Origin of the sequence: Xylanimonas protaetiae (assembly GCF_004135385.1) — a bacterium.
In the GTDB taxonomy this organism is placed as follows: Bacteria; Actinomycetota; Actinomycetes; order Actinomycetales; family Cellulomonadaceae; genus Xylanimonas; species Xylanimonas protaetiae.
Genome location: NZ_CP035493.1, coordinates 1,476,529 through 1,501,346 on the forward strand (window position 1 = coordinate 1,476,529; position 24,818 = coordinate 1,501,346).

23 protein-coding genes, 1 tRNA gene, 1 other RNA gene, 1 pseudogene and 1 riboswitch are annotated in these 24,818 nt (G+C 74.2%); of the genes and pseudogenes, 19 read left to right on the plus strand and 7 right to left on the minus strand.

What is annotated here, in order from left to right:
- Positions 1 to 71: 71 nt before the first annotated feature.
- Both ET471_RS06705 and ET471_RS06710 read left to right on the plus strand, forming a co-directional pair.
- Positions 72 to 1,367 (plus strand): Nramp family divalent metal transporter, encoded by a 1,296-nt coding sequence (locus ET471_RS06705; RefSeq protein WP_129187158.1) that lies wholly within the window; start codon positions 72 to 74, stop codon positions 1,365 to 1,367.
- Between the two features lie 62 nt (positions 1,368 to 1,429).
- On the plus strand, positions 1,430 to 2,665 hold the full coding sequence (locus ET471_RS06710) for an acyl-CoA dehydrogenase family protein (RefSeq protein WP_129187159.1): 1,236 nt from the start codon (positions 1,430 to 1,432) through the stop codon (positions 2,663 to 2,665).
- A gap of 45 nt (positions 2,666 to 2,710) precedes the next feature.
- On the opposite strand, the gene ET471_RS17955 is transcribed toward ET471_RS06710, so the two are convergent.
- The 4 genes from ET471_RS17955 to ET471_RS18820 form a co-directional block, all read right to left on the minus strand.
- Positions 2,711 to 2,878 (minus strand): hypothetical protein, encoded by a 168-nt coding sequence (locus ET471_RS17955; RefSeq protein ID WP_165350431.1) that lies wholly within the window; start codon positions 2,876 to 2,878, stop codon positions 2,711 to 2,713.
- Between the two features lie 87 nt (positions 2,879 to 2,965).
- Complete coding sequence (locus ET471_RS06715; RefSeq protein WP_129187160.1) at positions 2,966 to 4,105, minus strand: Gfo/Idh/MocA family protein; 1,140 nt, start codon at positions 4,103 to 4,105, stop codon at positions 2,966 to 2,968.
- A gap of 25 nt (positions 4,106 to 4,130) precedes the next feature.
- Positions 4,131 to 4,829: a nicotinamide riboside transporter PnuC gene (gene pnuC / locus ET471_RS06720; protein WP_129187161.1), complete on the minus strand. Its 699-nt coding sequence runs from the start codon at positions 4,827 to 4,829 to the stop codon at positions 4,131 to 4,133.
- Positions 4,830 to 4,951: 122 nt separating this feature from the next.
- Positions 4,952 to 5,090, minus strand: a riboswitch (FMN riboswitch).
- Positions 5,091 to 5,147: 57 nt separating this feature from the next.
- Positions 5,148 to 5,906: a TetR/AcrR family transcriptional regulator gene (locus tag ET471_RS18820; RefSeq protein ID WP_129187162.1), complete on the minus strand. Its 759-nt coding sequence runs from the start codon at positions 5,904 to 5,906 to the stop codon at positions 5,148 to 5,150.
- Positions 5,907 to 5,976: 70 nt separating this feature from the next.
- On the opposite strand from ET471_RS18820, the gene ET471_RS06730 reads away from it, so the two are divergent.
- The 5 genes from ET471_RS06730 to ET471_RS06750 all read left to right on the plus strand — a co-directional run bounded on the left by ET471_RS06730 (position 5,977) and on the right by ET471_RS06750 (position 12,857).
- Positions 5,977 to 6,609, plus strand: coding sequence for a mycothiol-dependent nitroreductase Rv2466c family protein (locus ET471_RS06730; protein WP_129187163.1), 633 nt, complete (start codon positions 5,977 to 5,979; stop codon positions 6,607 to 6,609).
- Between the two features lie 225 nt (positions 6,610 to 6,834).
- Positions 6,835 to 8,487, plus strand: a complete 1,653-nt coding sequence (locus ET471_RS06735; protein WP_129187164.1) for a glycosyltransferase family 2 protein — start codon at positions 6,835 to 6,837, stop codon at positions 8,485 to 8,487.
- Positions 8,484 to 9,218, plus strand: a complete 735-nt coding sequence (locus tag ET471_RS06740; RefSeq protein WP_165350432.1) for an HlyD family secretion protein — start codon at positions 8,484 to 8,486, stop codon at positions 9,216 to 9,218. Before ET471_RS06735 ends, ET471_RS06740 begins: the two co-directional genes overlap by 4 nt.
- Positions 9,215 to 11,341, plus strand: a complete 2,127-nt coding sequence (locus ET471_RS18825; RefSeq protein WP_129187166.1) for a glycosyl hydrolase — start codon at positions 9,215 to 9,217, stop codon at positions 11,339 to 11,341. Before ET471_RS06740 ends, ET471_RS18825 begins: the two co-directional genes overlap by 4 nt.
- Before the next feature lie 124 nt (positions 11,342 to 11,465).
- The gene (locus ET471_RS06750; protein ID WP_129187167.1) at positions 11,466 to 12,857 is read left to right on the plus strand and encodes a uracil-xanthine permease family protein; all 1,392 of its coding nucleotides are present in this window, start codon (positions 11,466 to 11,468) and stop codon (positions 12,855 to 12,857) included.
- A 58-nt stretch (positions 12,858 to 12,915) separates the two neighbouring features.
- On the opposite strand, the gene ET471_RS06755 is transcribed toward ET471_RS06750, so the two are convergent.
- Both ET471_RS06755 and ET471_RS06760 read right to left on the minus strand, forming a co-directional pair.
- Entirely contained in the window at positions 12,916 to 13,557 is a 642-nt protein-coding gene (locus tag ET471_RS06755) for a LytR C-terminal domain-containing protein (RefSeq protein ID WP_165350433.1), read from the minus strand.
- 9 nt (positions 13,558 to 13,566) lie between these two features.
- Complete coding sequence (locus tag ET471_RS06760) at positions 13,567 to 13,863, minus strand: type II toxin-antitoxin system VapB family antitoxin (protein WP_129187168.1); 297 nt, start codon at positions 13,861 to 13,863, stop codon at positions 13,567 to 13,569.
- A 210-nt stretch (positions 13,864 to 14,073) separates the two neighbouring features.
- Between ET471_RS06760 and ET471_RS18485 the strand changes: the two are divergent.
- The 3 genes and pseudogenes from ET471_RS18485 to ET471_RS06770 form a co-directional block, all read left to right on the plus strand.
- Positions 14,074 to 14,568: pseudogene (locus ET471_RS18485) on the plus strand (glycoside hydrolase family 6 protein); the annotation flags it as partial.
- 145 nt (positions 14,569 to 14,713) lie between these two features.
- Positions 14,714 to 15,211 carry a hypothetical protein gene (locus ET471_RS18490; protein WP_242496563.1) on the plus strand — a complete coding sequence of 166 codons (498 nt, stop codon included), beginning with the start codon at positions 14,714 to 14,716 and terminating at the stop codon, positions 15,209 to 15,211.
- The gene (locus ET471_RS06770; protein WP_242496453.1) at positions 15,208 to 15,510 is read left to right on the plus strand and encodes a transcriptional regulator; all 303 of its coding nucleotides are present in this window, start codon (positions 15,208 to 15,210) and stop codon (positions 15,508 to 15,510) included. Before ET471_RS18490 ends, ET471_RS06770 begins: the two co-directional genes overlap by 4 nt.
- A gap of 47 nt (positions 15,511 to 15,557) precedes the next feature.
- On the opposite strand, the gene ET471_RS06775 is transcribed toward ET471_RS06770, so the two are convergent.
- Positions 15,558 to 15,642 (minus strand) — tRNA-Ser (locus tag ET471_RS06775).
- Positions 15,643 to 15,764: 122 nt separating this feature from the next.
- Between ET471_RS06775 and ffs the strand changes: the two genes are divergently transcribed.
- The 9 genes from ffs (at position 15,765) to ET471_RS18830 (ending at position 24,689) form a co-directional block, all read left to right on the plus strand.
- Positions 15,765 to 15,860, plus strand: an RNA gene (gene ffs, locus ET471_RS06780) — signal recognition particle sRNA small type.
- Positions 15,861 to 16,273: 413 nt separating this feature from the next.
- Positions 16,274 to 17,182, plus strand: coding sequence for a MetQ/NlpA family ABC transporter substrate-binding protein (locus ET471_RS06785; protein ID WP_129187169.1), 909 nt, complete (start codon positions 16,274 to 16,276; stop codon positions 17,180 to 17,182).
- 10 nt (positions 17,183 to 17,192) lie between these two features.
- The gene (locus tag ET471_RS06790; RefSeq protein WP_129187170.1) at positions 17,193 to 18,377 is read left to right on the plus strand and encodes a methionine ABC transporter ATP-binding protein; all 1,185 of its coding nucleotides are present in this window, start codon (positions 17,193 to 17,195) and stop codon (positions 18,375 to 18,377) included.
- A complete protein-coding gene (locus ET471_RS06795; protein WP_129187171.1) occupies positions 18,377 to 19,039 on the plus strand; it encodes a methionine ABC transporter permease in 663 nt (220 codons plus the stop codon). The genes ET471_RS06790 and ET471_RS06795 overlap by 1 nt, the downstream gene beginning before the upstream one ends.
- A gap of 10 nt (positions 19,040 to 19,049) precedes the next feature.
- Positions 19,050 to 19,193, plus strand: coding sequence for a hypothetical protein (locus ET471_RS17960; protein WP_165350434.1), 144 nt, complete (start codon positions 19,050 to 19,052; stop codon positions 19,191 to 19,193).
- An 81-nt stretch (positions 19,194 to 19,274) separates the two neighbouring features.
- Entirely contained in the window at positions 19,275 to 22,112 is a 2,838-nt protein-coding gene (locus ET471_RS06800) for a DNA polymerase III subunit gamma and tau (RefSeq protein WP_129187172.1), read from the plus strand.
- Between the two features lie 68 nt (positions 22,113 to 22,180).
- Positions 22,181 to 23,614 carry a serine hydrolase domain-containing protein gene (locus ET471_RS06805; RefSeq protein ID WP_129187173.1) on the plus strand — a complete coding sequence of 478 codons (1,434 nt, stop codon included), beginning with the start codon at positions 22,181 to 22,183 and terminating at the stop codon, positions 23,612 to 23,614.
- 161 nt (positions 23,615 to 23,775) lie between these two features.
- A complete protein-coding gene (locus tag ET471_RS06810; RefSeq protein ID WP_280949912.1) occupies positions 23,776 to 24,465 on the plus strand; it encodes a PfkB family carbohydrate kinase in 690 nt (229 codons plus the stop codon).
- Positions 24,444 to 24,689 (plus strand): PfkB family carbohydrate kinase, encoded by a 246-nt coding sequence (locus tag ET471_RS18830; RefSeq protein WP_280949913.1) that lies wholly within the window; start codon positions 24,444 to 24,446, stop codon positions 24,687 to 24,689. Before ET471_RS06810 ends, ET471_RS18830 begins: the two co-directional genes overlap by 22 nt.
- Positions 24,690 to 24,818: the final 129 nt, after the last annotated feature.

Consider the following 24,818-nt stretch of genomic DNA (forward strand, 5'->3'; position numbering starts at 1 on the left):
TGGGAGGTCCGTCGGGGACTGATCGGCGTAAGGTTTCGGTTCACCGAAAAATCTCGCCCGGGGGAGGGTCGATGACCACCGCACCGCCGCGGCCGCCGCGCATGCCGCCGTCGTCGCCGACGAGCGCGGCCCGGGCGCGCCTGGTCACGCTGCTCGGGCCGGCGTTCGTCGCCGCGATCGCGTACGTGGACCCGGGCAACGTGGCGGCGAACCTCACGGCCGGCGCGCGGTACGGCTACCTGCTCGTGTGGGTGCTCGTCGTCGCGAACGTGATGGCCGTGCTCGTCCAGTACCTGTCCGCGAAGCTCGGCGTCGTCACGGGGCGCTCGCTGCCCGAGGTGCTCGGTGCGTCGCTGCCGCGCCCGGCCCGCCTGGCCTACTGGGTGCAGGCCGAGGTGGTCGCCGCCGCGACCGACCTCGCCGAGGTCATCGGCGGGGCCATCGCCCTGAACCTGCTGTTCGGCGTCCCGCTGCTGGCGGGCGGCGTCATCACGGGCGTGGTCTCGCTGCTGGTCCTGTCGGTGCAGCAGCGCCGCGGCCAGCGCGTCTTCGAGGGCGTGATCGCCTCGTTCCTGCTGATCCTCACGGTGGGCTTCTGCGCGGGCCTGCTCTTCGCCGCGCCCGACGGCGGTGCCGTGCTCGGCGGGCTCGTGCCGCGCCTGGCGGGCACCGACTCGCTGCTGCTCTCGGCGTCGATGCTGGGCGCGACGGTCATGCCGCACGCCATCTACCTGCACTCCGCGCTGGCCCGCGACCGGCGCCGGCACGACGCCGGGGTGCGCGCGCGGCAGGGCGTCCCGGAGACGGCCGCCTCGACGGACCGCCTGCTGGCCGCGACGCGGTGGGACGTCGTCTGCGCGCTCGTGCTCGCGGGCGGCGTCAACATCGCGATGCTGCTCGTCGCGGCCACCAACCTGCCGGGCCGGGCGGGCACGGACTCGATCGAGGGGGCGCACTCCGCCATCGCGTCGACGCTGGGCGGGGGAGTGGCGCTGCTGTTCGCCGTCGGGCTGCTCGCGTCGGGGCTGGCGTCGTCGTCCGTGGGGGCGTACGCGGGCGCCGAGATCATGGCCGGGCTGCTGCACGTGCGCGTGCCGCTCGTCGGCCGCCGGATGGTCACGCTCGTCCCGGCCGTCGTGCTGCTGGCCACGGGCGTCTCGCCGACGTGGCTGCTGGTGCTGAGCCAGGTGGTGCTCAGCTTCGGCATCCCGTTCGCGGCGGTGCCGCTCGTCGTGCTCACGCGCCGCGCCTCGCTGCTGGGGCGGTACCGCAACGGGACGCTCACGCAGGTGCTGGCCTGGACGGTCGCGGGCGTGATCGTGGTGCTCAACGTCGCGCTGCTGACCCTGACGGTCCTGGGGCGCTGAGACGCCGCCTGATACCGCGTCTCCCCTTGCGTGAGACTCCGTCGCGGGTCCACGATGGGGGGATGAGCGCAGCGCAGCCCGTCAAGCCCGGCGTCACGGCACCCACGTACGACGTCTCCCAGCCCCTCGACCTCGACTACGTCGGGGCGTTCGCGGACATCACCCCCGAAGAGCGGGCCCACCAGCTCGCCGTGCGGGAGTTCGTCCAGGAGCACGTCCTGCCGGTCATCGACGGGTACTGGGAGCGCGCGGAGGTGCCGTTCGAGCTCGTCAAGGAGCTCGCCGCCCGGGACTTCCTGCGCGACGGCGTCACGGTGCCGGGACGGCCCGAGGTCTCGTTCGTCGCCGAGGGCCTGGCCGCGATGGAGATGTCGCGGGGGGACGGCTCCATCGCCACGGTCTGCGGCGTGCAGGGCGGGCTCGCGCTGCGCTCGATCATGATGCACGGCTCGCCCGAGCAGATCGCCCGGTACGCCGAGCCGATGGCCAACGGCGACGTCCTCGGCGCCTTCGCGCTCACGGAGCCCACGCACGGCTCGGACTCCGTCTCGCTGGAGACGTCGGCCCGCCGCGAGACGCGCGACGGCGTCGAGGGCTACGTCATCAACGGTGAGAAGAAGTGGATCGGCTTCGGGTCGTGCGGCCACATCGCCGTCGTCTGGGCCCGGCTCGAGGACGACGGCCAGGTCCACGGGTTCATCGTCCCGCAGGACGCCCCCGGCTACACCGCCACGACGATCGAGGGCAAGGTCGCGCTGCGCGCCATCTGGCAGGCCCACATCGTGCTCGACGACGTGTTCGTGCCGCTCGACGCTGCGCTGCCCGGGGCGACGTCGTTCAAGGCGACGTCCGAGGTGCTCTTCGCGACGCGGCTGTCGGTCGCGTGGTCCGCCGTCGGGCACGCCGTCGCGTGCTACGAGGCCGCCGTCGAGTACGCGGGGCAGCGCATCCAGTTCGGCCGGCCGCTCGCCGCGAACCAGCTCGTGCAGGAGAGGCTGGCCCGCATGCTCTCGACCATCTCGCAGCTCCAGCTGCTCGTCGTCCGGCTGACGCGCCTCGCCGAGGCGGGCGAGCTGACGGGAGCGCAGGCCTCGCTGGCGAAGTACTCGTGCACGCGCGGGGCGCGCGAGGTCGCCGCGCTCGCCCGGGACATGCTGGGTGGGAACGGGATCCTGCTCGCGAACCGCGTGGCGCGCCACTTCGCCGACGTCGAGGCGCTGCACACCTACGAGGGCACCGAGTCGATGAACGCGCTCATCGTCGGGCGCGACATCACCGGGCTGTCGGCGTTCGCCTGACCGTCGGCGCTCGCTAGCCGTCGGGACGGCCGCGGGCGCCGACCCTCAGAAGTCCTCGGCCTGGGTCTCCAGGCGCCGCTGGACCTCCTTGGCCTCGTCGAGGTCGCTCGCTGCCTCGGCCTCGTCGACCGCGAGCGCGTAGGCCTCGTCCTCGGTGATCGGGTCGTCGGCCTCCCGCGCAGGGACCGGGACCGGGTTCGTGGGCTGGCTCATGACTCCTCCTCGAGTGGGCGCCTGGCTCTCCTGAGTCTGCGCCCGGCACCGGGGTCTGTCCACGCGCGGCCGCCCGTGCGCGACCGCTCAGTGCGCGTGGCGGCAGCCCGTGCCGTCGGCCCACCCCTGGCGGGCGGCCCGGACGGGCTCGCCGCGCGCGGCGGACTCGCGGACCACCAGGGTGAGGTACTGGTCCTGCGCGGCCTCGGCCACGTCGTAGGGGGCGGGGCCGCCGGCGAGCACGTGGGCTCCCATGCGCGCGAAGAGCGCGGCGATGGCGAGCTCCTCGTCGGCCAGGCGGGCCGGGCGGAACGGGTTGTGGTGGAGCCACGTCCCGTCGAGCGTGTAGCCGCGCAGGAACAGGCCCTCGTGGCTGCCGGCCCCGCCGGCGGCGACCCGCTCCAGGCGGGACACGCGCGGCTGCCCGTCGTGGACCGCGCGGACGACGTCGTCGCGCAGCTCGCCGCGCGGGCCGCGGGCCAGCAGCGCGGGGGAGCGCACCCAGGAGCGGTACTGGACGTCGTCGAAGTCGTAGACGCCCAGCCGGTCGCCGTAGTCGAGCCAGGCCGTCGTGCGGACCGTGCCGACGACGTCGGACGAGGCCGGGTCCTCGTAGCGCGACGGGCTCGGCAGCACGGTGCGCTCGTCGCGGCGGGCCGTGACGAGCGGCTCCTCGAACGTGACCCCGAGCGCCCGCTTGAGCACGGACAGGCCGTGGTAGTCGTGCGCGACCGACACGTGGGCGTCGGTGACGGGGCCGAGGGTGCCCGCGCCGAGCACGCCCAGCTGGGCCGCGACGAGCGGCTCGAGGTGGTACTGCTCCGCGACCTGGACGCAGGCGCCCGCCCGGACCCGCGCGTGCAGCGCCAGGAGCTCGTCGACCGACCCGGCGGCCGGGGTCTCCGTGAGGACGGGGACGCCGGCGTCGGCGAGGTCGCCGATGACGGGCTGCGCGGCGCCCGCGTGCAGCGTGAGGACCACGAAGTCGGGGGCGCCGTCGCGCAGCAGCGCGTCGAGCGTCGGGAACGCGGGGAAGCCGTGGGCGCCGAGCAGCTCGCGGTCGCCCGCGTTGCGGGCGGCGACGCCCGCGACCTCGAACCACGCGGGCAGCGCGTCGAGCACGCGCAGCATGGTGCGGGCCCGGAACCCGGACCCCACGAGGCCGACCCGGACGGGCCGGGGGAGGGCGGGGTCGCGGGGCGCCGGCGTCAGGAAGAGTCCGCTCACGGACCCGACGGTAACCCGGGCGGGGTCAGATCGCGGCCGCCGCCGGGCTGTCGGCCGAGATCGCCGGGGCGGCCGACTCGCGGCGGTTGATGCGCCACCAGACCACGAACCCGACGATCGTGAAGACGCCGTAGAACACGTACATGAGGCCGGTCGCGTAGTACCCGCCGCGGAACAGCAGCGGGACGCCGACGGCGTCGACCGCCACCCAGATCAGCCAGAACTCGACCCAGCCGCGCGCCATGCCGTACGTGGCGAGCACGGAGCCCATGAAGATCCACGCGTCGGGCACGGGAGCCCACGAGTCGAGCTGCTGGAACACCCACGCGAACGCCGCCGTGCCGGTCGCCATCGCCGCCACGAGCCCGAGGCGCTGCGGCCACGACGCCCAGCGCGGGTGCACGGCCACGGCGTCCGCGCCGCCCGTCCGGCGGGTCTGGTTCCAGCGGTACCAGCCGTAGACGGAGACGAGGACGAACATGATCTGCCGGCCCGCCTGGCCGAGCATGTCCGGGTGCTCGCCGGCCATGCCGAACCACGAGCCCAGGAACACCGTGAACAGCAGGACGTTGCCGACGATGCCCACCGGCCAGCTCCACACCTTGCGGCGCATCCCGCCCAGCGCGGACACCAGGCCGAACACGTTGCCGACGATCTCTCGCCAGAGCATGTGGTCGTTCCCGATCGTCAGCTTGGCGTTCAGGAACTGCTCGAAGATGTCCATCCCCGCGGCCTCTCTCGTCGGTGCGTCGATGCACCGGACGTGAGGGGAGCGGTCGACGGCGCGCGGCCGCGTGCTGCGGCCACGTCGGCGTCACGACCCGGCCGTCGCTCTCCTGAGCGACGCCGTGCTGCCTCCCATCCGGACTTTGACCGTCGGCCCTGGAGTTCCACCAGGTCAACCGGGCCTTCCCCGTAGTCGGGTGCGGGCGCGGGTCGCGGGCTGTCACCGCCGGTTCGGGATTTCACCGACCCCGGAGCACGTCGTGCGTGTTCGTTTGCAGTGCCAAACCGTAGTGCACCGCGGCGCATTCCCGGCGGCTCAGGTCAGCGCGTCCCGCACCGCGGCGGCGACGACGTCGGGCGTCGTCCCGGCGTCCACCTGCACGACGACGACGCGGGCGCCGTCGGTCGTCGAGACCGTCGTGGCGGCGCCCGGGCCGGCGGACGCCTCGCGGCGCCGGCGCAGGTCGGCCGTCGCGCCGCGGCGCAGCTCGGCGAGCGCCTCCTCCAGCTCGGGGCGCAGGTCCCGGTCGGGGGAGCGCAGCCACCGCCGCAGGATCGCGTTGTGGACGGCGACGACGCCGGCCGAGAACGCGATCGACTGCACCGTCGAGGACCGGTCGGCGGGCAGGGTGTCGCGCAGGTAGCGCGTGAAGAGCCGCTCGTAGCGGTGCGTGGTGACGAGCTCGCGGTCCCGCAGGGTCGGCACCTGCTGGAGGAGCCGGTAGCGGGCGAGCGACGTCTCGCGCTGGCCCAGGTGGTGGTCGAACACGAGCCGCGCGGCCCGGCACACCTCGAGGTACGGGTCGGTGGCCGGGTCCCAGGCGTGGTCGTCGTCCACGAGCGCCTCGGGGCGCGTGGCGGCCAGCAGCACCGTCACCTCCTCGAGCAGCAGCTCGTGGTCGGCGAAGACGACGTCCTCCTTGGAGCGGTACCGGCGGAAGAACGTGGCCCGGCTGACCTGGGCGGCGTCGGCGATCTCCTCGACGGTGGTCTGCTCGTACCCCTGCCGGGAGAACAGCGCGATGGCGGCGTCGACGGCCTGGGCGTGGGTGTGCGACGTCCGGACGGCGGTCATGAGGGGAGGCTATCGCCCGCCCCCGCCCCAAGGTGCCCACGGCAACCGCGGGTCGGGCTACTGTCGCCACGTGACCACCGACACCGCCGTTTCCGCGTCCCGCTCGCCCGAGGTCGACGTCTACGTCGACCCCCTGTGCCCCTTCGCCTGGGTCACGTCCCGCTGGGCGCTCGAGGTGGCCGCGCAGCGCCCCGTGAACCTGACGTTCAAGCTCATGAGCCTCTACTGGCTCAACGAGGGCCGCGACCTCGACGCGGGCTACCGCGCCATGCTCGACGCGGGCCGCGGCATCGGCCGCGTCGCCGCCGCCGTCCAGACGGACCACGGCCCGGACGCGTTCTCCGCGTTCTACACCGCGGCCGGCACGCGCATCCACCCGGGCAAGCGCAAGGACTACGACGCCGTCGCGCTCGAGGCGCTCGCCGAGGCCGGGCTGCCCGCGGCGCTCGCGGACACCGCCGGCACGGACGCCTACGACGCCGCCCTGCGCGCCTCGCACGAGGCCGGGATGAAGCCCGTCGGCCAGGACGTCGGCACCCCCACGATCCACGTCGACGGCGTCGCGTTCTTCGGCCCGGTCCTCACGGTCGTCCCGCGTGGCGACGACGCCGTGCGGATCTTCGACGGCGCGGTCGCGCTGGCGAGCTTCCCGCACTTCTTCGAGCTGAAGCGTTCGCGGACGGGCAGCCCCCAGTTCACGTGATGTTTACAGGCACGGGTCGTGACAGCCGTCGCGACCCGTGCCTACCGTGGTCGGGTCCGGGGTAGCGACACCGCCCCGGGCCGCGGTTGATCCGTCCCGACGCCGACGACGTCGCCGTTCCCGGCGCGCCTCGGCGTCGCGGTGTCACTGCCACGCTCCGCGTCGCGGTGCCACCGCCGCAGCCGAGCCGCCGGTTCGTGCCCGCCCTCCCGTCAGGAGGACAGCATGACCGTGCTCGACTCTCTCGTCATGTCCCCGCAGGCCCAGGCCGGGTCCGCCCCGGCCTGGGCCGAGCCCGAGGCCCGCCGCCGGCAGGACGCCTCGGCCGGCTCGCCGTCGCTCATGCTGCTGGTGCTGCTCGCGACGCTCGGCATCGTCGCGTACGCCGGCTTCCTGCTGAACCCCGCCAACCGGGGCGACCTGCTGCCGTGGCTGCTGGTCGTGCTCGCCGAGACCGTGCTCGTCGCCCAGGCGCTGGCGTCCATGTGGACGGTGCTGTCGAGCGGGCACGACCCGCGCGACTTCCGCTTCCACGACGCCACCTCCCGGCTCTTCGACGTCCCGGCGATCCTCGCGGACCGTGCCGAGGACGAGCCGGCCCGCTGGACGATGCACCTGCGCGACGCGCCGGTCGCCGTCGACATCCTCGTCACCACGTGCGGCGAGGAGCTCACCACGATCGAGGCGACCGTCGCGGCCGCCGTCGCCGTCCGCGGCGAGCACCGCACCTGGGTGCTCGACGACGGGCAGGACGACGCGGTGCAGGCGCTCGCCGAGCGGCTCGGGGCCCGCTACGTGCGGCGCCTGAGCGGCGGCGGGCAGAAGGCCGGCAACGTCAACCACGCGCTGACCGTGGCCAAGGGCGACTTCTACGTCATCCTCGACGCCGACTTCGTGCCCCGGCCCGAGCTGCTCACCGAGACCATCCCGTTCTTCGCCGACCCGCAGGTCGCGTTCGTCCAGACGCCGCAGACCTACGGCAACATGCGCTCCGTCATCTCGCGCGGGGCCGGGTACATGCAGGAGCTCTTCTACCGGTTCGTGCAGCCGGGCCGGAACCGGTTCAACGCCGCGTTCTGCGTGGGCACCAACGTGGTGTTCCGCCGCGCGGCGATCGACGACGTCGGCGGCATGTACACCGACTCCAAGTCGGAGGACGTGTGGACGTCGATCCACCTGCACGAGCGGGGCTGGAGGTCGGTCTACATCCCGACCACGCTCGCCGTCGGGGACACGCCCGAGACCATCGAGGCGTACTGCAAGCAGCAGCTGCGCTGGGCGACCGGCGGGTTCGAGATCCTGCTCCACCACAACCCGCTCGCCCGGGGCCGGCGCCTCACGGTCGACCAGCGGCTCCAGTACCTGGTCACCGCGACGCACTACCTGTCGGGCATCGTCCCGGCGATCCTGCTGCTGGTGCCGCCGCTGTACATCTTCCTCGACCTGACGCCCATGGCGACCACCCTGGGGCCCGGCAGGTGGGCCGCGAGCTACCTGGGCTTCTACGTCCTGCAGGTCGCGATCGCGACGTTCACGCTCGGCTCGTTCCGCTGGGAGGTGCTGCTGCTCGCCTCGGTGTCGTTCCCGATCTACCTCAAGGCGTTCTGCAACGCCCTGACCCGCAGGCAGCAGGCCTGGCACGTCACCGGTCGCAAGGGCGGGCACCGCTCGCCGTTCGAGTTCGTCGTCCCGCAGACGGTCACGTTCGTCTTCCTGCTGCTCACCACCGCGGTGGGCGTGCTGCGCCAGGCGGGCGAGCCGACTCTCACCGCGGCGCTCGTGTGGAACGTCGTCAACACGGCGATCCTCGGCGGGTTCCTGGTCACCGCCGCCCGCGAGGACGTCGCCGGTCGGCGCGCCGCCCGGAGGGCGTCGTGAGCCGGGCGGCGTGGGCCCGCCTGGTGGGCGGGGTGCTCGCGGTCACCGTGGTCGTGGCGGGGCTCACCTGGGTGCTGGGCCGCCGCGACGGGCAGGTCACCAGCTTCCTGGCCACGGTGCGCTCGCAGAGCGTCGACGTCGGGGTGGACTACCCCGGCACGGTGACGCAGGCGCTCGTCGCGCCCGGCGGGCACGTCGAGGCCGGAGACCCCCTGCTCGCCGTCGCCAGCCTGCGCCTCGCGCACGACATCGCCGAGGGGCTGCTGCCCGCCAGCACCGACGCCTACCAGGTGGCTGAGGACGGCACGACGACGGTCCTCGCGCCCGCCGCCGGCACGGTCACCGACGTGCTGGTCACCCGCGGGCAGTACATCCCGGGCGGGGAGGTGCTCGCGACGATCGACGTGTCCGCCACCACGTACGTCGAGGCGCGGTTCCTGCTCGACCCGACGGACCTCACCCGCCTGGCGGTGGGCGCGCCCGTGACGATCGCGCTGCCCGACCGCCACCGGCTCCAGGGGACCGTGAGCGGGCTGGCCGTCGACAACGCCGACGCCAAGGCGGTCGTCACCGCCGAGGTCGCCGCCGAGGCCCTGGCCGACGGCAGGGGCGGGGTGCTCACGCAGCCCGGCACCCCGGTCGTCGCGAGCGTGCGGCTCGCGCCGCAGGGGCCGCTCTCGTCCCTGTTCGAGGCCCTCGACGGGTTCCGGCAGAAGGTGGCGGGCCTGTGACCCGCCGCCTGCGGGGAGCCGTCGCGCTGCTCGCGGTGGCCGTGCTGCTGGGCTGCACGGCCACCTCCGAGGCCGGGCCCGGCGGCCCGCCCGCCGCTCCGTCCGCCGTCCCCGCGCCCCGCCCGCCCGACGTCGACCTGACGATCCTCCCGGCCCGGCAGGTCGCACCCACGCCCGGGATGCGGCTGGCCGAGGGACTCTCGCCGCCCACGAACCGCTGGTTCTCGGCGCTCGCGCTCGGCGACGCGCCGCAGCCGGTCTTCCCGCTGCCGCTGGCCGTCGCCCTGACGGCGACCGGCTTCGGCGTCGGCGTCCCGCAGGTGACGACGACGGCGACCGGCGTCTTCGGCCCGTACGCGCCCCAGCTCACCGTGGACGTCGGCGGGCGGGACCCCGAGGTCTCCGCGTACGACGCCGCGTCCGTGACCATGGACCTCGGCACGGGCGCCCTCACGGTCGTCGAGGGCTCCCCGGTGCTGCACTGGACGGCGGCCAACCCCGGGGCGGCACGCTTCGACACCCCGTTCGAGCCCGGCGGACCGGCGGGCTCCGCCGTCGCCGCCGTGGGCGGGCGCACGTGGCTCCTGCTGGCGACCGACCCCGACGGCGCCCCCGCCGCTCCGGCGCTCGCGGCCGACGGCCGGTCCGCCGACGTCCCCGCGGGCGGCGGCCTCGCGTGGCTCGCGCTGCCCGACGGCGTCGCCGCCGGGTCGGCGGCCGCGCGGACGCTGGCCGACGCCGCCGCGCACCCGCCCGCGCCCACGACCCTGCGCTGGGCGGTCTCCGCGGGCACCGCCACCACGGAGCTCGACCTCGGCGCCCCCACCGCCGTCGTCCGGCTGCCGCACCAGGCGACGCTCGCCCCGGCGGACGACCTGGACTGCGACGGGCTCGGCGCGTACGCGACCGTGCTGGGCGCCGCCACCGCGTGCGCCGGCCGCACCGCCGCCTGGTCCGTCCCGGCCGTCGCCGTCGACGCCACGCTCGACGTCGCCGCCCTCCCCGAGGCCGAGCGGGCCGAGCTCGCCGACGCCGTCACGGCCGACACCGAGCGGCTCGCCGGGGACGCCGCGCCCGCCTACCCGGCCGACACGTACTTCGGCGGGAAGGCCCTCGCGCGCGACGCGCACCTGCTCACGCTCGCCACCGCGCTCGGCCTCGACGAGCCCGCGGCACGCCTGCGCGAACGCCTCGGGGCGGAGCTGCGCCTGCGCGCCGAGCCCGACGGCTGTGCCCGCCGGGCCGAGCGCTGCTTCGTGCTCGACCCGGTGCTCGCCACCGTCGTCGGGCTGCCGGCAGGGTTCGGCTCCGAGGAGGGCAACGACCACCACTTCCACGACGGGTACCTGCTGGAGGCCGCGGCGCTCGCCGCCGCGGACGACGCCGCGCACGGCGACGGGACGCTCGCCGCGGCCCTCGCACCCGTCGCCGACCTGCTGGCCGCCGACGTCGCCGCGGCCGGCCCCGTGCCCGCCGGAGACGGCCCTGCCATCCCCGCGCTGCGCACCTTCGACGCGTTCGCGGGCCACTCGTGGGCCTCCGGCTACGCCCCCTTCGCGGACGGCAACAACCAGGAGTCCTCCTCCGAGGCGGTCGCCGCGTGGCACGGCCTGGCCCTGTGGGCGTCCGTGCGGGACGACGCCGCGCTGGGCGACGAGGCACGCTGGCTGCTCGCCTCCGAGGCCGCCTCGGCCCGCGCCTACTGGCTCGAGCCCGACGGCGGCCCGACGTCGTTCGCGTCGCTCGTGTGGGGCGGCAAGCGGGAGCGGGCGACCTGGTTCTCACCGGCGCCGAGCGCTGCGCTCGGCATCCAGGTGCTCCCCGTGACGCCGTCCTCGGGCTACCTCGCGGGCCCGGAGGGGACGCCGCCCGACGGCGGCGCCCGCGTCCGGGCGAACCTCGCCGAGGCGCTCGGCGTCGCCCCGGCCGACCTCTGGGCCGACCCGTCCGCGTGGGACATCCCGTTCGGCGACCAGCTGCTCGCCTACGCGGCGCTCGCCGGCCCCGACGACGCCGCGCACGCCGCCGCTCTGCTGCGGGAGCTGCCGGACGAGCGGATCGACGACGGCTCGACGCGCGCGTGGCTCCTCGCCTGGGCCATGACGCGCGCCGCGGGCGGCTGACGCGCGCCGCGGGCCGCTGAGGTCGTCGTCGTGTGCGCAGCGACGCGCCTCCCGCGGCGTCACGCGAGCCACTACGGTGACCCGTGATCGGCTCGTTCACACGACCTTCACGGAATGGAGCACCATGGCCGCTACGCCGCGCGCCCCCTTCGGCTGGACCCTGCACGGTGATGGCAAGACCCTCGCACCCGGCGACGTCGTCGCACCCGGCCAACGGCTGACCTGGCCGCGCACGGTCGGGATCGGCCTGCAGCACGTCGTCGCGATGTTCGGCGCGACGTTCCTCGTCCCGCTCATCACGGGCTTCCCGCCGTCGACGACCCTGTTCTTCTCCGCGATCGGCACCATCGGGTTCCTGCTCATCACGGGCAACCGCCTGCCGAGCTACCTCGGCTCGAGCTTCGCGTTCATCGCCCCGATCATGGCCGCCAAGGCGTCCGCGGGCGGCGACCTCGGCACCGCGATCGGCGGCATCCTCGCCACCGGTCTGCTGCTCGCCGTCGTCGGCCTCGTCGTGCACTTCACGGGCGGCGGCTGGATCGACGCCGTCATGCCGCCCATCGTCACGGGCACCATCGTGGCGCTCATCGGCTTCAACCTGGCCGGCGCGGCCTGGTGCACGCCCGCGACGGGCGAGCTCGACGGGCAGGCGGTCAACTTCGTCGACGTCTGCACGGGCGGCTTCAAGACGGCGCCGCTGACGGGCGCGATCACGCTCGGCGCGATCATCCTGTCGTCGGTGCTGTTCAAGGGCATCCTCGGGCGCCTGTCGATCCTCGTCGGCGTCGTCGTCGGCTACGTCGCCGCGATCGTCCAGGGCCAGGTCAGCTTCGACGCCGTGCGCGACGCCGACTGGATCGGCCTGCCCACCTTCCACGCGCCGTCGTTCGACGCCTCGGTGCTCGGGTACTTCCTGCCCGTCGTGCTCGTGCTCATCGCCGAGAACGTCGGCCACGTGAAGTCGGTCTCGGCCATGACGGGCCAGAACTTCGACAAGGTCACCGGCCGGGCGCTCTTCGCCGACGGCCTGGCGACGTCGCTCGCCGGCCTCGGCGGCGGCTCGGGCACCACCACGTACGCGGAGAACATCGGCGTCATGGCCGCCACGCGCGTGTACTCGACGGCGGCCTACTGGGTCGCGGCGGTCGGGGCGCTCGCGCTGTCGCTCTTCCCGAAGTTCGGGGCGCTCATCGCCACCGTGCCCGCGGGCGTGCTCGGCGGTGCCGGCACCATGCTCTACGGCATGATCGGCATCCTCGGCGCGCGCATCTGGGTGCAGAGCAAGGTCGACTTCTCCAACCCGATCAATCTCACCACCGCCGCCGTGCCGCTCATCATCGGCATCGCGAACTTCACCTGGGTGGTGGGCGACCTGTCGTTCGCCGGCATCGCGCTGGGCTCCGGCGCCGCGCTGGTCATCTACCACGGCATGCGGGCGCTCTCGCGCCTCACGGGCGCGCACCAGGAGCCGGCCACCCCGGCGTCGGCCCCCGCGGGTGCCGAGCTGCAGCACTGACGTCCCGTCACGCGAACGGCCGCGGGCAGCCTGCCCGCGGCCGTTCGCATGCGAAGGATCAGCCCTGGGCGGGAGGCTCCACCGTGGGCGCCGGGAGCTTGGTGATCTCGGCGGCGGGCTTGCAGCCGTCCATGTTCGTCAGCGGGCCGGTGCTGACCGCGTCCTGGTCGAGGGGCCGGTCGAAGTTCAGGCCCACGAGCAGGTCGACCGTGGCGTCCTCCCGGGCATCCATCACGAGCCGCATCCGGGGGAACTGGAGCGCGAGCGTGTAGGCGGCGACGATGCCCTGCTCGCCGAACCGCAGCTCGCTGTGGTTGAGCATGGGCGTGTGGTTGCCCACGCTGTTGATGGCGAACCCGCGCTGGAAGAGCACCGTCCGGTTCGCCGCCGCGATGCCGGCCACGCCGTCGGGCCCCGTCGCGTTGAGGATGTTGACGTGCACGTCCCCGTAGGCCAGGGGCAGGGCCCCGTCGGGCTGGCCCTCGACCGCCGGCAGGCACGGCGGCGTGAACGGGTCCTCGGGGTCCGACGGCGTGAAGCCGCGGGCGAACGGCGCGTCCACCGCGCCGGTGAAGATCGCGAGGGCGCCGAGCCCCACCACGGCGAGCACCGCGACGAGCACGCCGTAGACGACCGCCTGCCGCTCGTGCTCACGGCGGCGGCGCGCGATGCGGGCGGGGTCCTGGGCGGGGGAGGTCACGCGAGCAAACTACCGGAGGGTCAGGACGCGGGCGTGGAGAACCGGCCGCTGTTGCAGGGCCGCGCGCACCGCCCGGTGCAGCCCGTCCTCGAGGTACAGGACGCCCTGGTACTCGACGACGTGGGCGAACAGGTCGCCGTAGAACGTCGAGTCCTCCGCGAGCAGGACGTCGAGGTCGAGCGTGCGCTTGGTGGTGACGAGCTCGTCGAGGCGCACCTGGCGCGGCGGGACGTCGGACCAGTCCTTCGCGCTCACCAGCCCGTGGTCCGGGTACGGGCGGCCCTCGCCCACGGACTTGAAGATCATGGCGACCACCGTAGGGGGCGTTCCGCGGCGCACCGGCCGATGGTCACGGCGTCCACACGACATCGCCACACGTGGTCCCGCGGGCGGGCCACCCTTGACGCGTGACGCGCCAGCACGACCCGAACCCTGGCCGCGGCCACCGCGCTCGCGGCCACCGTTGCGCTCGTCGCGAGCCCCGCGGCCTCCGCCGCCGGCGGCGAGACCCTCTGGGTGAACAACAACAGCACCACCAAGCAGGCCGTCGCCGACCTCCACCTCAAGGGCCAGGCGCGCGAGGACGCCCGCACGCTCGCGGGCTACGCGAGCGCCTCGTGGTTCACGGGCGGCACCGCCAAGGAGGTGCGCAACGACGTCCACAACGTCGTCCGCCGCGCCGCCGACGCCGGCGGCGTGCCCACGCTCGTCGCCTACAACATCCCGTTCCGCGACTGCGCGCAGTACTCCGCCGGCGTCGACTCGAAGTACGCGTCGCAGCTCGGCGACGTCGTCCCGACGACGCGGTTCGTCGTCGACACGTCGCGCAACGGGCTCGGCCCGTGGGACCCGGCGACGTCGACGTACCCGGCCTACCCCGCCGGGGCCGACAAGCAGGACTGGTGCAACCCGCCCGGACGCGGCCTCGGTCTGCGCCCGACGCTGACGACGGGCGACCCGCTCGTGGCCGGCTTCCAGTGGATCAAGGTGCCGGGCGAGTCGGACGGCTCGTGCCAGCGCGGGGTGCCTGGGACGGCCGACCCGGAGCGCGGGACGGTCGACCCCGCCGCGGGCGTCTGGTTCCCCGCGCAGGCCCCGCGCTCTCTCAAGAACTTAACTCTTGCGAAAGTGGAAAGTTCTTTCTATGGTTTCCGGTATGGAAACCACTGGTGCTCGCCCGGAGGATCTCGACCCCGCACAGCAGCTGCGCGAGCTGGAGCGCGCCGAGGCCCTGCCGTACGTCGTCTACCCCAAGACCCCGGGGTGGTACATGCCCGCCATGGGGCTGGTCCTCGCGGGGTTCGTCGGGGCCTTCTCGCTCGCCGGCAAGCCGGTGTTCCCGCTCGTGATCGCCCTGGTGGTGGTCTTCGAGGCCCTGGTCCTCGGTCTCGTCAAGTCCCGCTACGGCGCTTTCCCCTCGCCCGGGCCGAGCGCGCCGCCCGAGATCCGGAGCGCCTACAAGAGGTGCATCGTGGGCCTCGCGATCGTCGCCGTCGTGGTCGCGCTCGTCTGGTGGGGGGCCGGCCCGCTCGTGGCGGCCGCGGTGACCTTCGGGCTCGTGACGGCGGGGCTCGCGATCTACGAGTCCCACTACGCCGGCATGGCGGCCCTCGCCCGGGAGCGGCTCGGGATCCAGGACGGTGACGCCGCGTGAGCCTCGCCGACCTCGACCCCGTGATCCACGCGCCGAAGCGGCTGGCCGCGATGGGCATCCTCTCCGGCGCCGAGTCCGCGACCTTCGCCTACCTGCGCGACAACCTCGAGCTGACCGACTCCGACCTGTCCAAGCAGATGTCGGCGCTGGAGGCCGCCGGCTACGTGAAGTCGCACAAGCAGGGGCGCGGGCCCGGGTCGGTGACCACCTTCGTGATCACTCGGCAGGGCACCAAGGCGTTCCGCGCACACCGCGCCGCGCTCATGGCGCTCCTCGCCGAGCACCCGCCGACCGCGTGACGACACGAGAAAGCCCCGGGATCCAAGGGAACCCGGGGCTTCGTCGGCGGAGGATACGGGATTTGAACCCGTGAGGGCGTGAACCCAACACGCTTTCCAAGCGTGCGCCATAGGCCGCTAGGCGAATCCTCCTGGTGGCGCTTCCCGGCCGTGCACGGCGCGGGCAGCCTGAGAAGGATACCCCGAGGACGGCGGTGGTCCCGAACCGGACCGTCGGATTTCGGCCAGCGGCCCTCGCTCCGTTAGGCTGGTGGGCAGACCCCTCGTGCGGCGACATCGTGCCGAACTCCCCAGGGCCGGAAGGCAGCAAGGGTAGGTGCGCTCTGTCGGGTGTGCGAGGGGTCCTTTCATGCCCGGACTCCAAGCCCCTGACCTGCGCTTTCCCGGTTCGTGAGACGAAATCGGCTCAGATGCCGAGATTTCCCGGCTCCTGGCTAGGTGCAGCGACGCATCTCGGCCCATGATGGCGCCATGCCCGCCACGCCGACGCCCGCAGCCCCGACCATGCGCTCCTTCCAGCGCGTCGTCATGTGCCGCGCCCTGGGTCGCCGCGTCGTGGCTCCCGGGCGAATGTGTCGCGCGGCGCGCTGAGCCCGGCCTGCTGACCTGAACAGCAGCCGCCCTCGCGGCCGCGCCGACGACGTCGGCCCCTCCTGAACCTGCGCATCGCGCCGGGCCCCCGCATCCGGGCGGTTCGTGACGCCACGGCGCGCCCCCTGACCACGCCACCGCCACGCCGTCACCACGGCACGGAAGGAACCCCATGTCTCGCTTCACCCGCACGGCCCGCTCCCTCGCGGCCCTCGCCGCCGTCGCCTCCGTCGGCCTGACCGGCTGCGCCTCCTCCAGCGACGCCGCCGTGTCCGCCGGCACCAAGGAGGACCCGATCGTCATCGGCATCGTGTCCTCCGGCGAGAGCTACTGGAAGACGTTCCAGGACAAGGCCGCCGAGGCCGGCATCACGGTCGAGCTGAAGAACTTCAGCGACTACCAGCTGCCCAACCAGGGCCTCGCCGACGGCGACCTGGACCTCAACGAGTTCCAGCACCTGCAGTTCCTCGCCGACTTCAACGTCAAGACGGGCAACGACCTCGTGCCGGTCGGCGCGACCGCCGTCTACCCGCTGGACCTGTACTCCACCAAGGTCACCGACATCGCCGACATCCCCGAGGGTGCCGAGGTCGCCGTGCCGAACGACGCCTCGAACCAGGCGCGCGCCCTGCTCGTCCTCCAGGACGCCGGCCTCGTGACGCTCAAGGACGGCGGCACCTCGTTCTCGACGCCGGCCGACGTCGTCGCCGACAAGTCGAAGGTCACCGTGACCGCGCTCAAGGCCGACCAGACGCCGGCCGCCCTGGGCGACCCGAAGGTGTACGCCGCCATCGTCAACAACGACTACGTGCCGAACCTCCCGGCGGAGAGCCAGAAGCCCGTCTACACGACCGACGCGGACTCGACGGCCAACGACCCGTACATCAACATCTTCGTCTCGCGGAAGGCCGACGCCGGCAACGCGACCTTCAAGAAGCTCGTCGAGCTCTACCACCAGAGCGCCATCACGGACGGCGTCATCGAGGCGTCGGGCGGCACGGGCGTCATCAAGGACAACACCCCGGCCGAGCTCCAGGACATCCTGGCGACGATCGAGAAGAACCAGAAGGCCCAGGGCTGAGATCCTGAGCATCGTGAGCGAACCCATCATCAGGTTCCGGGACGCCGCCAAGGTGTTCCCGGGCGGGCGCCGGCGGCCCGAGGTCCGGGCCGTCGACGGCGTCACCCTCGACATCGAGGCCGGCGAGATCTTCGGCGTCATCGGCTACTCGGGCGCCGGCAAGTCCACGCTCGTGCGGCTGATCAACGCGCTCGAGAAGACGACGTCGGGCGCCGTGGTGGTGGGCGGCCGCGACCTCACGGGGCTGGGCGAGTCCCAGCTCCGTGAGGTCCGGGCCGGGATCGGCATGATCTTCCAGCAGTTCAACCTGCTCTCCTCGCGCACCGTCGCGGGGAACGTCGCCTACCCGCTCGAGGTGGCGCGCTGGGCCAAGGCGGAGCGCGAGGCGCGCGTGCGCGAGCTGCTCGAGTTCGTCGGCATCGCCGACAAGGCCGACGTCTACCCGTCGCAGCTCAGCGGCGGGCAGAAGCAGCGCGTCGGCATCGCGCGGGCGCTCGCGACGAACCCCCGCATCCTGCTCGCGGACGAGGCCACGAGCGCGCTCGACCCCGAGACGACGCGCGACGTGCTGCGCCTGCTCCAGCGGGTCAACCGCGAGCTCGGCATCACGGTCGTGATCATCACGCACGAGATGGACGTCGTGCGGTACGCGTGCGACCGCGTCGCCGTCATGGAGCACGGTCGCGTCGTCGAGGTGGGCGACGCGTACTCCGTGTTCTCGGGCCCCCAGGCGGCCGTGACCCAGCGCTTCGTCGGCACGTCGCTGCGCGACCGCCCGTCGGACGAGACGCTCGCGCGGCTCCGCGAGCGGCACCCCGCGCGGCTCGTCGTCGTCGGCATCGACGAGGTCACGGGCTCCACGCGCGCGATCTCACAGGTGCTGCGCGGCGAGGGCGTCGAGCCGGCCGTCATCTACGGCGGCATCACCGAGGTGGCCGACAAGCCCTACGGCTCGCTCACGTTCGAGCTCACGGGCCCCGACGACGCCGTCGACGCCGCGGTCGAGCGGCTGCGCGCGGTGACCGACGTCGACGACCTCGGGACCGCGGCCCACCCGCGGCGGGCGCCGTCGCTCGCGGCGCGCGGCCGAGACGACGCCGGGCCGGGCCCGGCGAGCCTCGCCCCGACCACGGACCGCCGTCCCGGCGGCGGGCCGTTCGGCGGCCCGACCGGCCTCACCGAAGGGAACCTCTGATGGGCATCGACTGGGCCACCTTCGGCCCGCTGCTCGGGCAGGCCGCCGGCGAGACCGCCTACATGGTGCTCATCACGCTCGTGGCGGGCGGGCTCTTCGGGCTGCTCATCGGCCTGGGGCTCTACCTCACGCGCGCCGGGAACCTGCTGGCCAACCGGGTCGTGTTCGCGGTCCTCAACGTGATCATCAACCTGGTGCGGCCGATCCCGTTTATCATCTTCCTGGCGCTCCTGATGCCGGTGACGAGGTTCGTCACCGGCCGGACCATCGGCATCGAGGCGTTCACGTTCGCCATGTGCGTCATGGCCACCATGGTGTTCTCCCGGCTGATCGAGCAGAACCTCGTCAGCCTCGACCCGGGCGTCATCGAGGCGGCCCGGGCAATGGGGGCGACGCCGCTGCGCATCGTGCGCACGGTGCTCGTCCCCGAGGCGCTGGCGCCGCTCATCCTCGGGTACACGTTCCTGTTCGTCGTCGTGCTCGACATGTCCGCCATCGGCGGCTACCTCGGGGCCGGCGGCCTGGGCGACCTCGCGATCGTGCACGGGTACCAGCAGTACAACTGGTCCATCATCTTCGTGGTCGTCGTCATCATCGTGGCCGTGGTCCAGCTCGTGCAGGTGCTCGGCAACACGCTCGCGCGGCGGGCGCTGCGGCGGTAGAACTGGTCGGATGAAGCCCAGGCCTCGGCGGAGCCGTGGCGAGACCGCCGTCCTGTGGGGCGTGTCGGTGCTCGGCGTCGTCGTCGCGCTCGTGACGGTCGCCTGGCTCGCCGGGATGGTCTGGCTGCTCGCCTCGTGGGGTCTTCCGGCCTGACCCTCCGGCTGCGTCGCGCAGGACCGTGCCGCGGAGGACGGGGCGGTCGCGGTGTCGGGGGCGGCAACTAGGGTGGGCGGCGTGACCACTGCTCTGTACCGCCGCTACCGGCCCGAGACGTTCGCCGAGGTGATCGGGCAGGAGCACGTCACCGGACCGCTCATGCAGGCGTTGCGCAGCGGGCGCGTCAACCACGCGTACTTGTTCTCGGGCCCGCGCGGCTGCGGCAAGACGACGTCGGCGCGCATCCTCGCGCGCACGCTCAACTGCCACGCGAACACGCCGCAGACGCCCCTCGACACCCCGTGCGGCGTGTGCCCGTCGTGCGTCGAGCTCGCCCGGGGCGGGAGCGGGTCGCTCGACGTCGTCGAGATCGACGCGGCCTCGCACGGCGGCGTCGACGACGCCCGTGACCTGCGCGAGCGCGCGACGTTCGCGCCCGCGCGCGACCGGTACAAGATCTTCATCATCGACGAGGCGCACATGGTCTCGTCGGCCGGGTTCAACGCGCTGCTCAAGATCGTCGAGGAGCCCCCGCCCCACATCAAGTTCGTGTTCGCGACGACGGAGCCCGACAAGGTCATCGGCACCATCCGCTCGCGCACGCACCACTACCCGTTCCGCCTCGTCCCGCCGGACGTGCTCGCGCCGTACCTGGAGTCGCTGTGCGCGTCCGAGGGCGTGACGCTCGGCGGGGGCGTCGTCCCGCTCGTCGTCCGCGCCGGCGGCGGGTCCGTGCGCGACTCGCTGTCGGTGCTCGACCAGCTCATCGCAGGCGCCTCGGGCGGGGTGGTCGACTACGACCTCGCCGTCGGGCTGCTCGGATACACGCACTCCTCCCTGCTCGACGACGTCGTGGACGCGCTCGCCGCGCGCGACGGCGCCTCGCTCTTCCGCGTGGTGGACCAGCTCATCGCGTCGGGACACGCGCCGCAGCGGTTCGTCGACGACCTGCTCGAGCGGCTGCGCGACCTCATCGTCATCGCCGTCTCCGGCGACGCCGCGGGCGCCGTGCTACGCGGCCAGCCCGCCGACCAGCTCGAGCGCATGGGCGCCCAGGCCTCCCGGCTCGGGGTTGCGGAGCTGTCCCGCGCCGCCGACCTCGTCAACGCCGCGCTGACCGAGATGACCGGCGCGACGTCGCCGCGCCTGCACCTCGAGCTGCTGTGCGCGCGGCTGCTGCTGCCCGGTGCCGACGAGGGCACCGCGGGGCTCGCGGCCCGTGTCGAGCGGCTGGAGCGCGGCGGGCTCGCGGCGGCAGGGCGCGTGGGGCCGCCGCCCGGGTCCGCGACGGCGGACGACACGCACGTGTCGGCGCCCGCAGCCGGGGAGGCTGCCGGGGGGCTGACGGGGGTGGCGTCCGTGCGCGCGGCGATCCGGCGGCCGACGGGGCCGGCCGCGGCCGCGGCTCCGGTGGTGGCGCCCGTCGAAGCTGCTCCGACACCGGGTCCGGCGACCGAGGCTGCCCCGGCTACGGGCCCGGCGGAGCCTGTCGATGCGGCCCCGGCCTCGGGTCGGGTGGAGCCCGTCGACGCTGCACGGGCCTCGGCTCCGTCATCGGTGGAGCCAGGAGAGACCGCTTCCGCCCCGGAGCGGGCGGTGGAGTCCGTGACCGCTGCGCCGGTCTCGGTCTCGGAGCCGGTCGAGATTGCCCGGACGCAGGCGTCCCTGCGGCCCTCCGCAGCGGAGGACGCCGTCGGAGAGTCGCCGGACGCTGCGCTCGGCGACGTTCCCGCAGGCTCACCCGCCGGGGGTCCCGGGCCGGTCGACGCGGTTCCGACCGGGTCAGCCACCGCTGGCTTCGATGACGCGGCGTCGGTGCGCTCGGCCGCCCCCGCCCCTGCCGGCGGCATCACGACCGAGGTGGTCCGGCGTCGCTGGGACGAGGTGCTCGGGAGCGTCGCCAGCCCCGGCGCGCGCGCGTTCCTCAAGGAGCACGCCCAGGTGCTCGCGATCGAGGACGGCGTGCTCCGGCTCGGGTTCGGGTCGAGCCTCGTCGCGGCCGCGCGACGCGGCAACACCGCGACGATCTCGGACGCCGTCTACGGGACGCTGGGTATCGCGGTCGCCGTCGACATCGTCGAGATCGACGCCGCCTCCGGCGCCCGGCCGCGCGACCCTGCGCCGCAGCACCCGCAGGAGGACCCGTCCGATCCGGACGACCCCGCGCAACCCGCTGACGACCACCTTGCTCGCCGTGCCGACGTCGTCGGCCCCAACCCCGCGGGCCCTGACCCTGCGGGCCCCCACGCTGCGGGCCTCAACCCGGCCGGCATCAGCGATCTCGGCTCCAGCCCCACCCGCCACGACGCCGCTGGCCCCGACGCCGTCGGTCCCGACCCCGCCGGCTCTGGCGCAGCCGGTGAGCGCAGCGATGTGAGCCGGAACGGGACTGCGGCCGTGACGGGTCGTTCCGGAAGCGGCCTGTCCTCCCCGGTCCAGGTGCCGGCAGCGCTCGACGAGGCCGATGCCGCCTGGCTCGCCGGGGCGTCCATGTACGAGCCGCCCGCCGAGGACGAACCAGAGCCGCCGCTCGACGACCTGGAGCCGGAGCGCCCCGGCGACCCCGGTCCGGCCCGGCGCGTTGTCGGCACCGTCACGGCGCCCGCCGGCACGCCGCTCGCTGCCCCGCCCGTCGTGGCGACCCGTCCCGGGATGCCGCGCCGTGAGACTCCCGTCGAGGCCGTGCAGCGGCACGCCCTCCAGGCCCGCACGCACGGAGCGCCGTCGTCGGACGCCGGTCCGTCGTCCGTCGCAGGTTCGCCGGCGCCGTTCGCGGCGTCGGCCGCGAGCCCCGACCCGTACGACGACGCCGCCCGGGACGACCCCGAGATCGCGAGCACCGGCCTGGTGGGCGTGCCGCTCGTGGTCACGGTGCTCGACGGCACCGTGATCGACGAGCAGATCGACCAGGCCTGACCCTCGGGCGCCCGCGCAGGGCGCGCCACCCCCAGCCGCTCGACGTCGAGCGAGAGTAGGAACGCACCATGACCGAGACCTGGCGGCGGCTGCCGCGCACGTCCCCCGAGGCGGCCGGCATCGACCGGACCGGCATCACGCAGCTCGTCGACGCGCTCGGCCCGCTCGGCGCGCACAGCCTGCTGGTGCTGCGGCACGGCAACGTCGTCGCCGAGCAGGTGTGGGCGCCGCACACGTTCGAGCGCCCGCACCAGATGTACTCGGTGTCGAAGACGTTCACGGCCATGGCCGTGGGCCTCGCCGTCGCCGAGGGCCTGCTCACGGTCGAGGACCGCGTCGTCGACCTGCTGCCCGACGCCGCCCCCGACGTGGTGAGCGACCACCTCGCGGCGATGCGGGTCAAGCACCTGCTGACCATGGCGAGCGGTCACGCCGGCGACCTGATGTCCGTCGTCGACGAGCCAGGGACCGGCGACGACTGGCCGCGCGCGCTGCTCGCGGCGGACGTCCCGATGGAGCCGGGGTCCCGGTTCGTCTACAACACCGGGGCCACCTACCTCCTCTCTGCGATCCTCCACCGGCTCACGGAGCAGCGCCTGCTCGACTACCTGACTCCGCGCGTGCTCGCCCCGATCGGCATCCGCGGCGCGACCTGGGAGCAGGACCCGCGGGGGATCGACATGGGCGGCTTCGGCCTGTCGATCACCACGGAGGACATGGCGGCGTTCGGCCAGCTGCTGCTCCAGCGCGGCCGCTGGGGCAGCGCGCAGCTCATCCCCGCGGCGTGGGTCGACGAGGCGACCGCCGTCCACGTCGACAACTCGCCGCAGGGCTGGGGCCCCGAGGCAAGCGCCGGCTACGGCTACCAGATGTGGCGCTGCACGTCGGGCGCGGTGCGGGCCGACGGCGCACACGGGCAGTTCATCGTGCTGTGGCCGGAGCACGACGTCGTCGTCGCGATCACGTCCGGCGCGCCGCAGATGCACGACGAGCTGACGGCCGTCTGGACGTGCCTCGGCCCCGCGCTCGGCCCGTCCGACCCCGAGACGCTCCCCGACGGCGACGCCGTCGGCGGCGGCCCCGCCGCGCTCGCGATGCCGTCCGGCACGGCGTGGGAGGCCGTCGGCGACAAGGTCGACGGTCGCACGTTCCGCCTCGACGCCGACGCGTTCCTCCCCGGTGCGCCGCCCGAGGTCCCGCCCGTCCGCACGGTCACGGTGCGGCGCGACGGCGACGTCGTCCTGCTGGACGCCGGACCCATGCAGGGGCGCGCTGCCTACGGCGCGTGGGGCGACGAGCAGGGCGAGGAGCTCGGCCTCCCGAGCGCGTCGACGTACGCGTGGACCGCCGAGCGCACGCTCGAGGTCCGCCTCGCGGGCCTTGGGACGCCGTTCGTCTGGACCGTCCGCCTGACCTTCACGGAGGACGACACCGTCGAGGTCGCGATCGACCAGAACGTGGCGTTCGGCCCGACCGAGCTGGTGCGCGCGACCGCCCGGTGAGTGCCCCGGCACCGCCCGGGACGGGCGCGCGGGCCGGGCGGGGTCTGGCGGCCGGCGGTGACCAGGTGGCCGGGCGCGTCGGGCGTCTAGCATGCGCTCCAGGTGACGCCGACTCGCGTCCCCACGGCTCCGGGCGGAGTCCTGCGCGAAGGGAAGCTGCGATGAGGTTCGTGATCGTCGGTGAGGCGCTGGTCGACGTGGTGCCGGACGGGTCGGGGACGCGGGACCTGCCCGGCGGCAGCCCGGCCAACGTCGCCGTCACGTTGGGTCGCTTGGGCCACCGCCCCACGTTGGTCACGTCGCTGGCCGACGACGCGCGCGGCTCCCTGGTGCGTGGCTGGCTCGCGGCGTCGGGCGTCGAGGTGCGCGCCGCCGTGCCCGCCACGGGACGCACGTCCACGGCGGCGGTCGTCCTCGGCGCCGACGGCGGGGCCACCTACGAGTTCGACGTCGCGTGGGACCTGCCCGCCGCACTCCTGGCCGACGCCACCGGAGACGCCGACGTCGTGCACGCCGGGTCCATCGCGACCGTCCTGGCCCCGGGAGCCGACGTGGTCGAGGCAGCCCTCAGGGCGGCCCGCGGCAGCGCGCTCGTCTCGTTCGACCCCAACGCCCGCCCCGCCATCACGCCCGACGTCGACGAGGCGCGCGCGCGGGTCGAGCGCCTCGTGGGCTACGCCGACGTCGTCAAGGTCTCCGAGGAGGACCTCGGCTGGTACTACCCCGGCACGGACCCTGTCGACGCCGCCCGCACGTGGGCCACGAGCGGCCCGGCGGTCGTCGTCGTGACGCTCGGCGGGGACGGCGCCGTCGTCGTGCGGGGGACACCGTGGTGCGTGTCGCGGGCGTGAAGGTCGACGTCGCGGACACCATCGGGGCTGGCGACACGTTCATGGGCGCCCTTCTCGACGCCCTCGCCGGAGCCGGCGCGCACGGCCCGCGCGCACGGTCGGTGCTCGAAGACCTCACCCCGGAGCAGCTCGCCGAGGCCGCCTCATGGGCGGCCCGCGCCGCCGCCGTCACGGTCTCACGCCCGGGAGCCGACCCGCCGACGCGCGCCGACCTCGGGGCCTGACCGATCGGAACGTGGGTTCGGGATCGGAACGTGCAACGAGACGCACGCTCCGATCCTGAACCCACGTTCCGATCGCTCGCTTCCTGCCGACCCGCCGCCGCGCGCTGGCTCGCTCCCGCCCGCCGACCC

Coding starts and splice junctions, on each gene's coding strand:
- ET471_RS06705 (WP_129187158.1), top strand. CDS start 72: ATGACCACCGCACCGCCGCGGCCGCCGCGCATGCCGCCGTCGTCGCCG.
- ET471_RS06710 (WP_129187159.1), top strand. CDS start 1,430: ATGAGCGCAGCGCAGCCCGTCAAGCCCGGCGTCACGGCACCCACGTAC.
- ET471_RS17955 (WP_165350431.1), bottom strand. CDS start 2,878: ATGAGCCAGCCCACGAACCCGGTCCCGGTCCCTGCGCGGGAGGCCGAC.
- pnuC (WP_129187161.1), bottom strand. CDS start 4,829: ATGGACATCTTCGAGCAGTTCCTGAACGCCAAGCTGACGATCGGGAAC.
- ET471_RS18820 (WP_129187162.1), bottom strand. CDS start 5,906: ATGACCGCCGTCCGGACGTCGCACACCCACGCCCAGGCCGTCGACGCC.
- ET471_RS06735 (WP_129187164.1), top strand. CDS start 6,835: ATGACCGTGCTCGACTCTCTCGTCATGTCCCCGCAGGCCCAGGCCGGG.
- ET471_RS06750 (WP_129187167.1), top strand. CDS start 11,466: ATGGCCGCTACGCCGCGCGCCCCCTTCGGCTGGACCCTGCACGGTGAT.
- ET471_RS06760 (WP_129187168.1), bottom strand. CDS start 13,863: ATGATCTTCAAGTCCGTGGGCGAGGGCCGCCCGTACCCGGACCACGGG.
- ET471_RS18490 (WP_242496563.1), top strand. CDS start 14,714: ATGGAAACCACTGGTGCTCGCCCGGAGGATCTCGACCCCGCACAGCAG.
- ET471_RS06785 (WP_129187169.1), top strand. CDS start 16,274: ATGTCTCGCTTCACCCGCACGGCCCGCTCCCTCGCGGCCCTCGCCGCC.
- ET471_RS06795 (WP_129187171.1), top strand. CDS start 18,377: ATGGGCATCGACTGGGCCACCTTCGGCCCGCTGCTCGGGCAGGCCGCC.
- ET471_RS17960 (WP_165350434.1), top strand. CDS start 19,050: ATGAAGCCCAGGCCTCGGCGGAGCCGTGGCGAGACCGCCGTCCTGTGG.
- ET471_RS06805 (WP_129187173.1), top strand. CDS start 22,181: ATGACCGAGACCTGGCGGCGGCTGCCGCGCACGTCCCCCGAGGCGGCC.
- ET471_RS06810 (WP_280949912.1), top strand. CDS start 23,776: ATGAGGTTCGTGATCGTCGGTGAGGCGCTGGTCGACGTGGTGCCGGAC.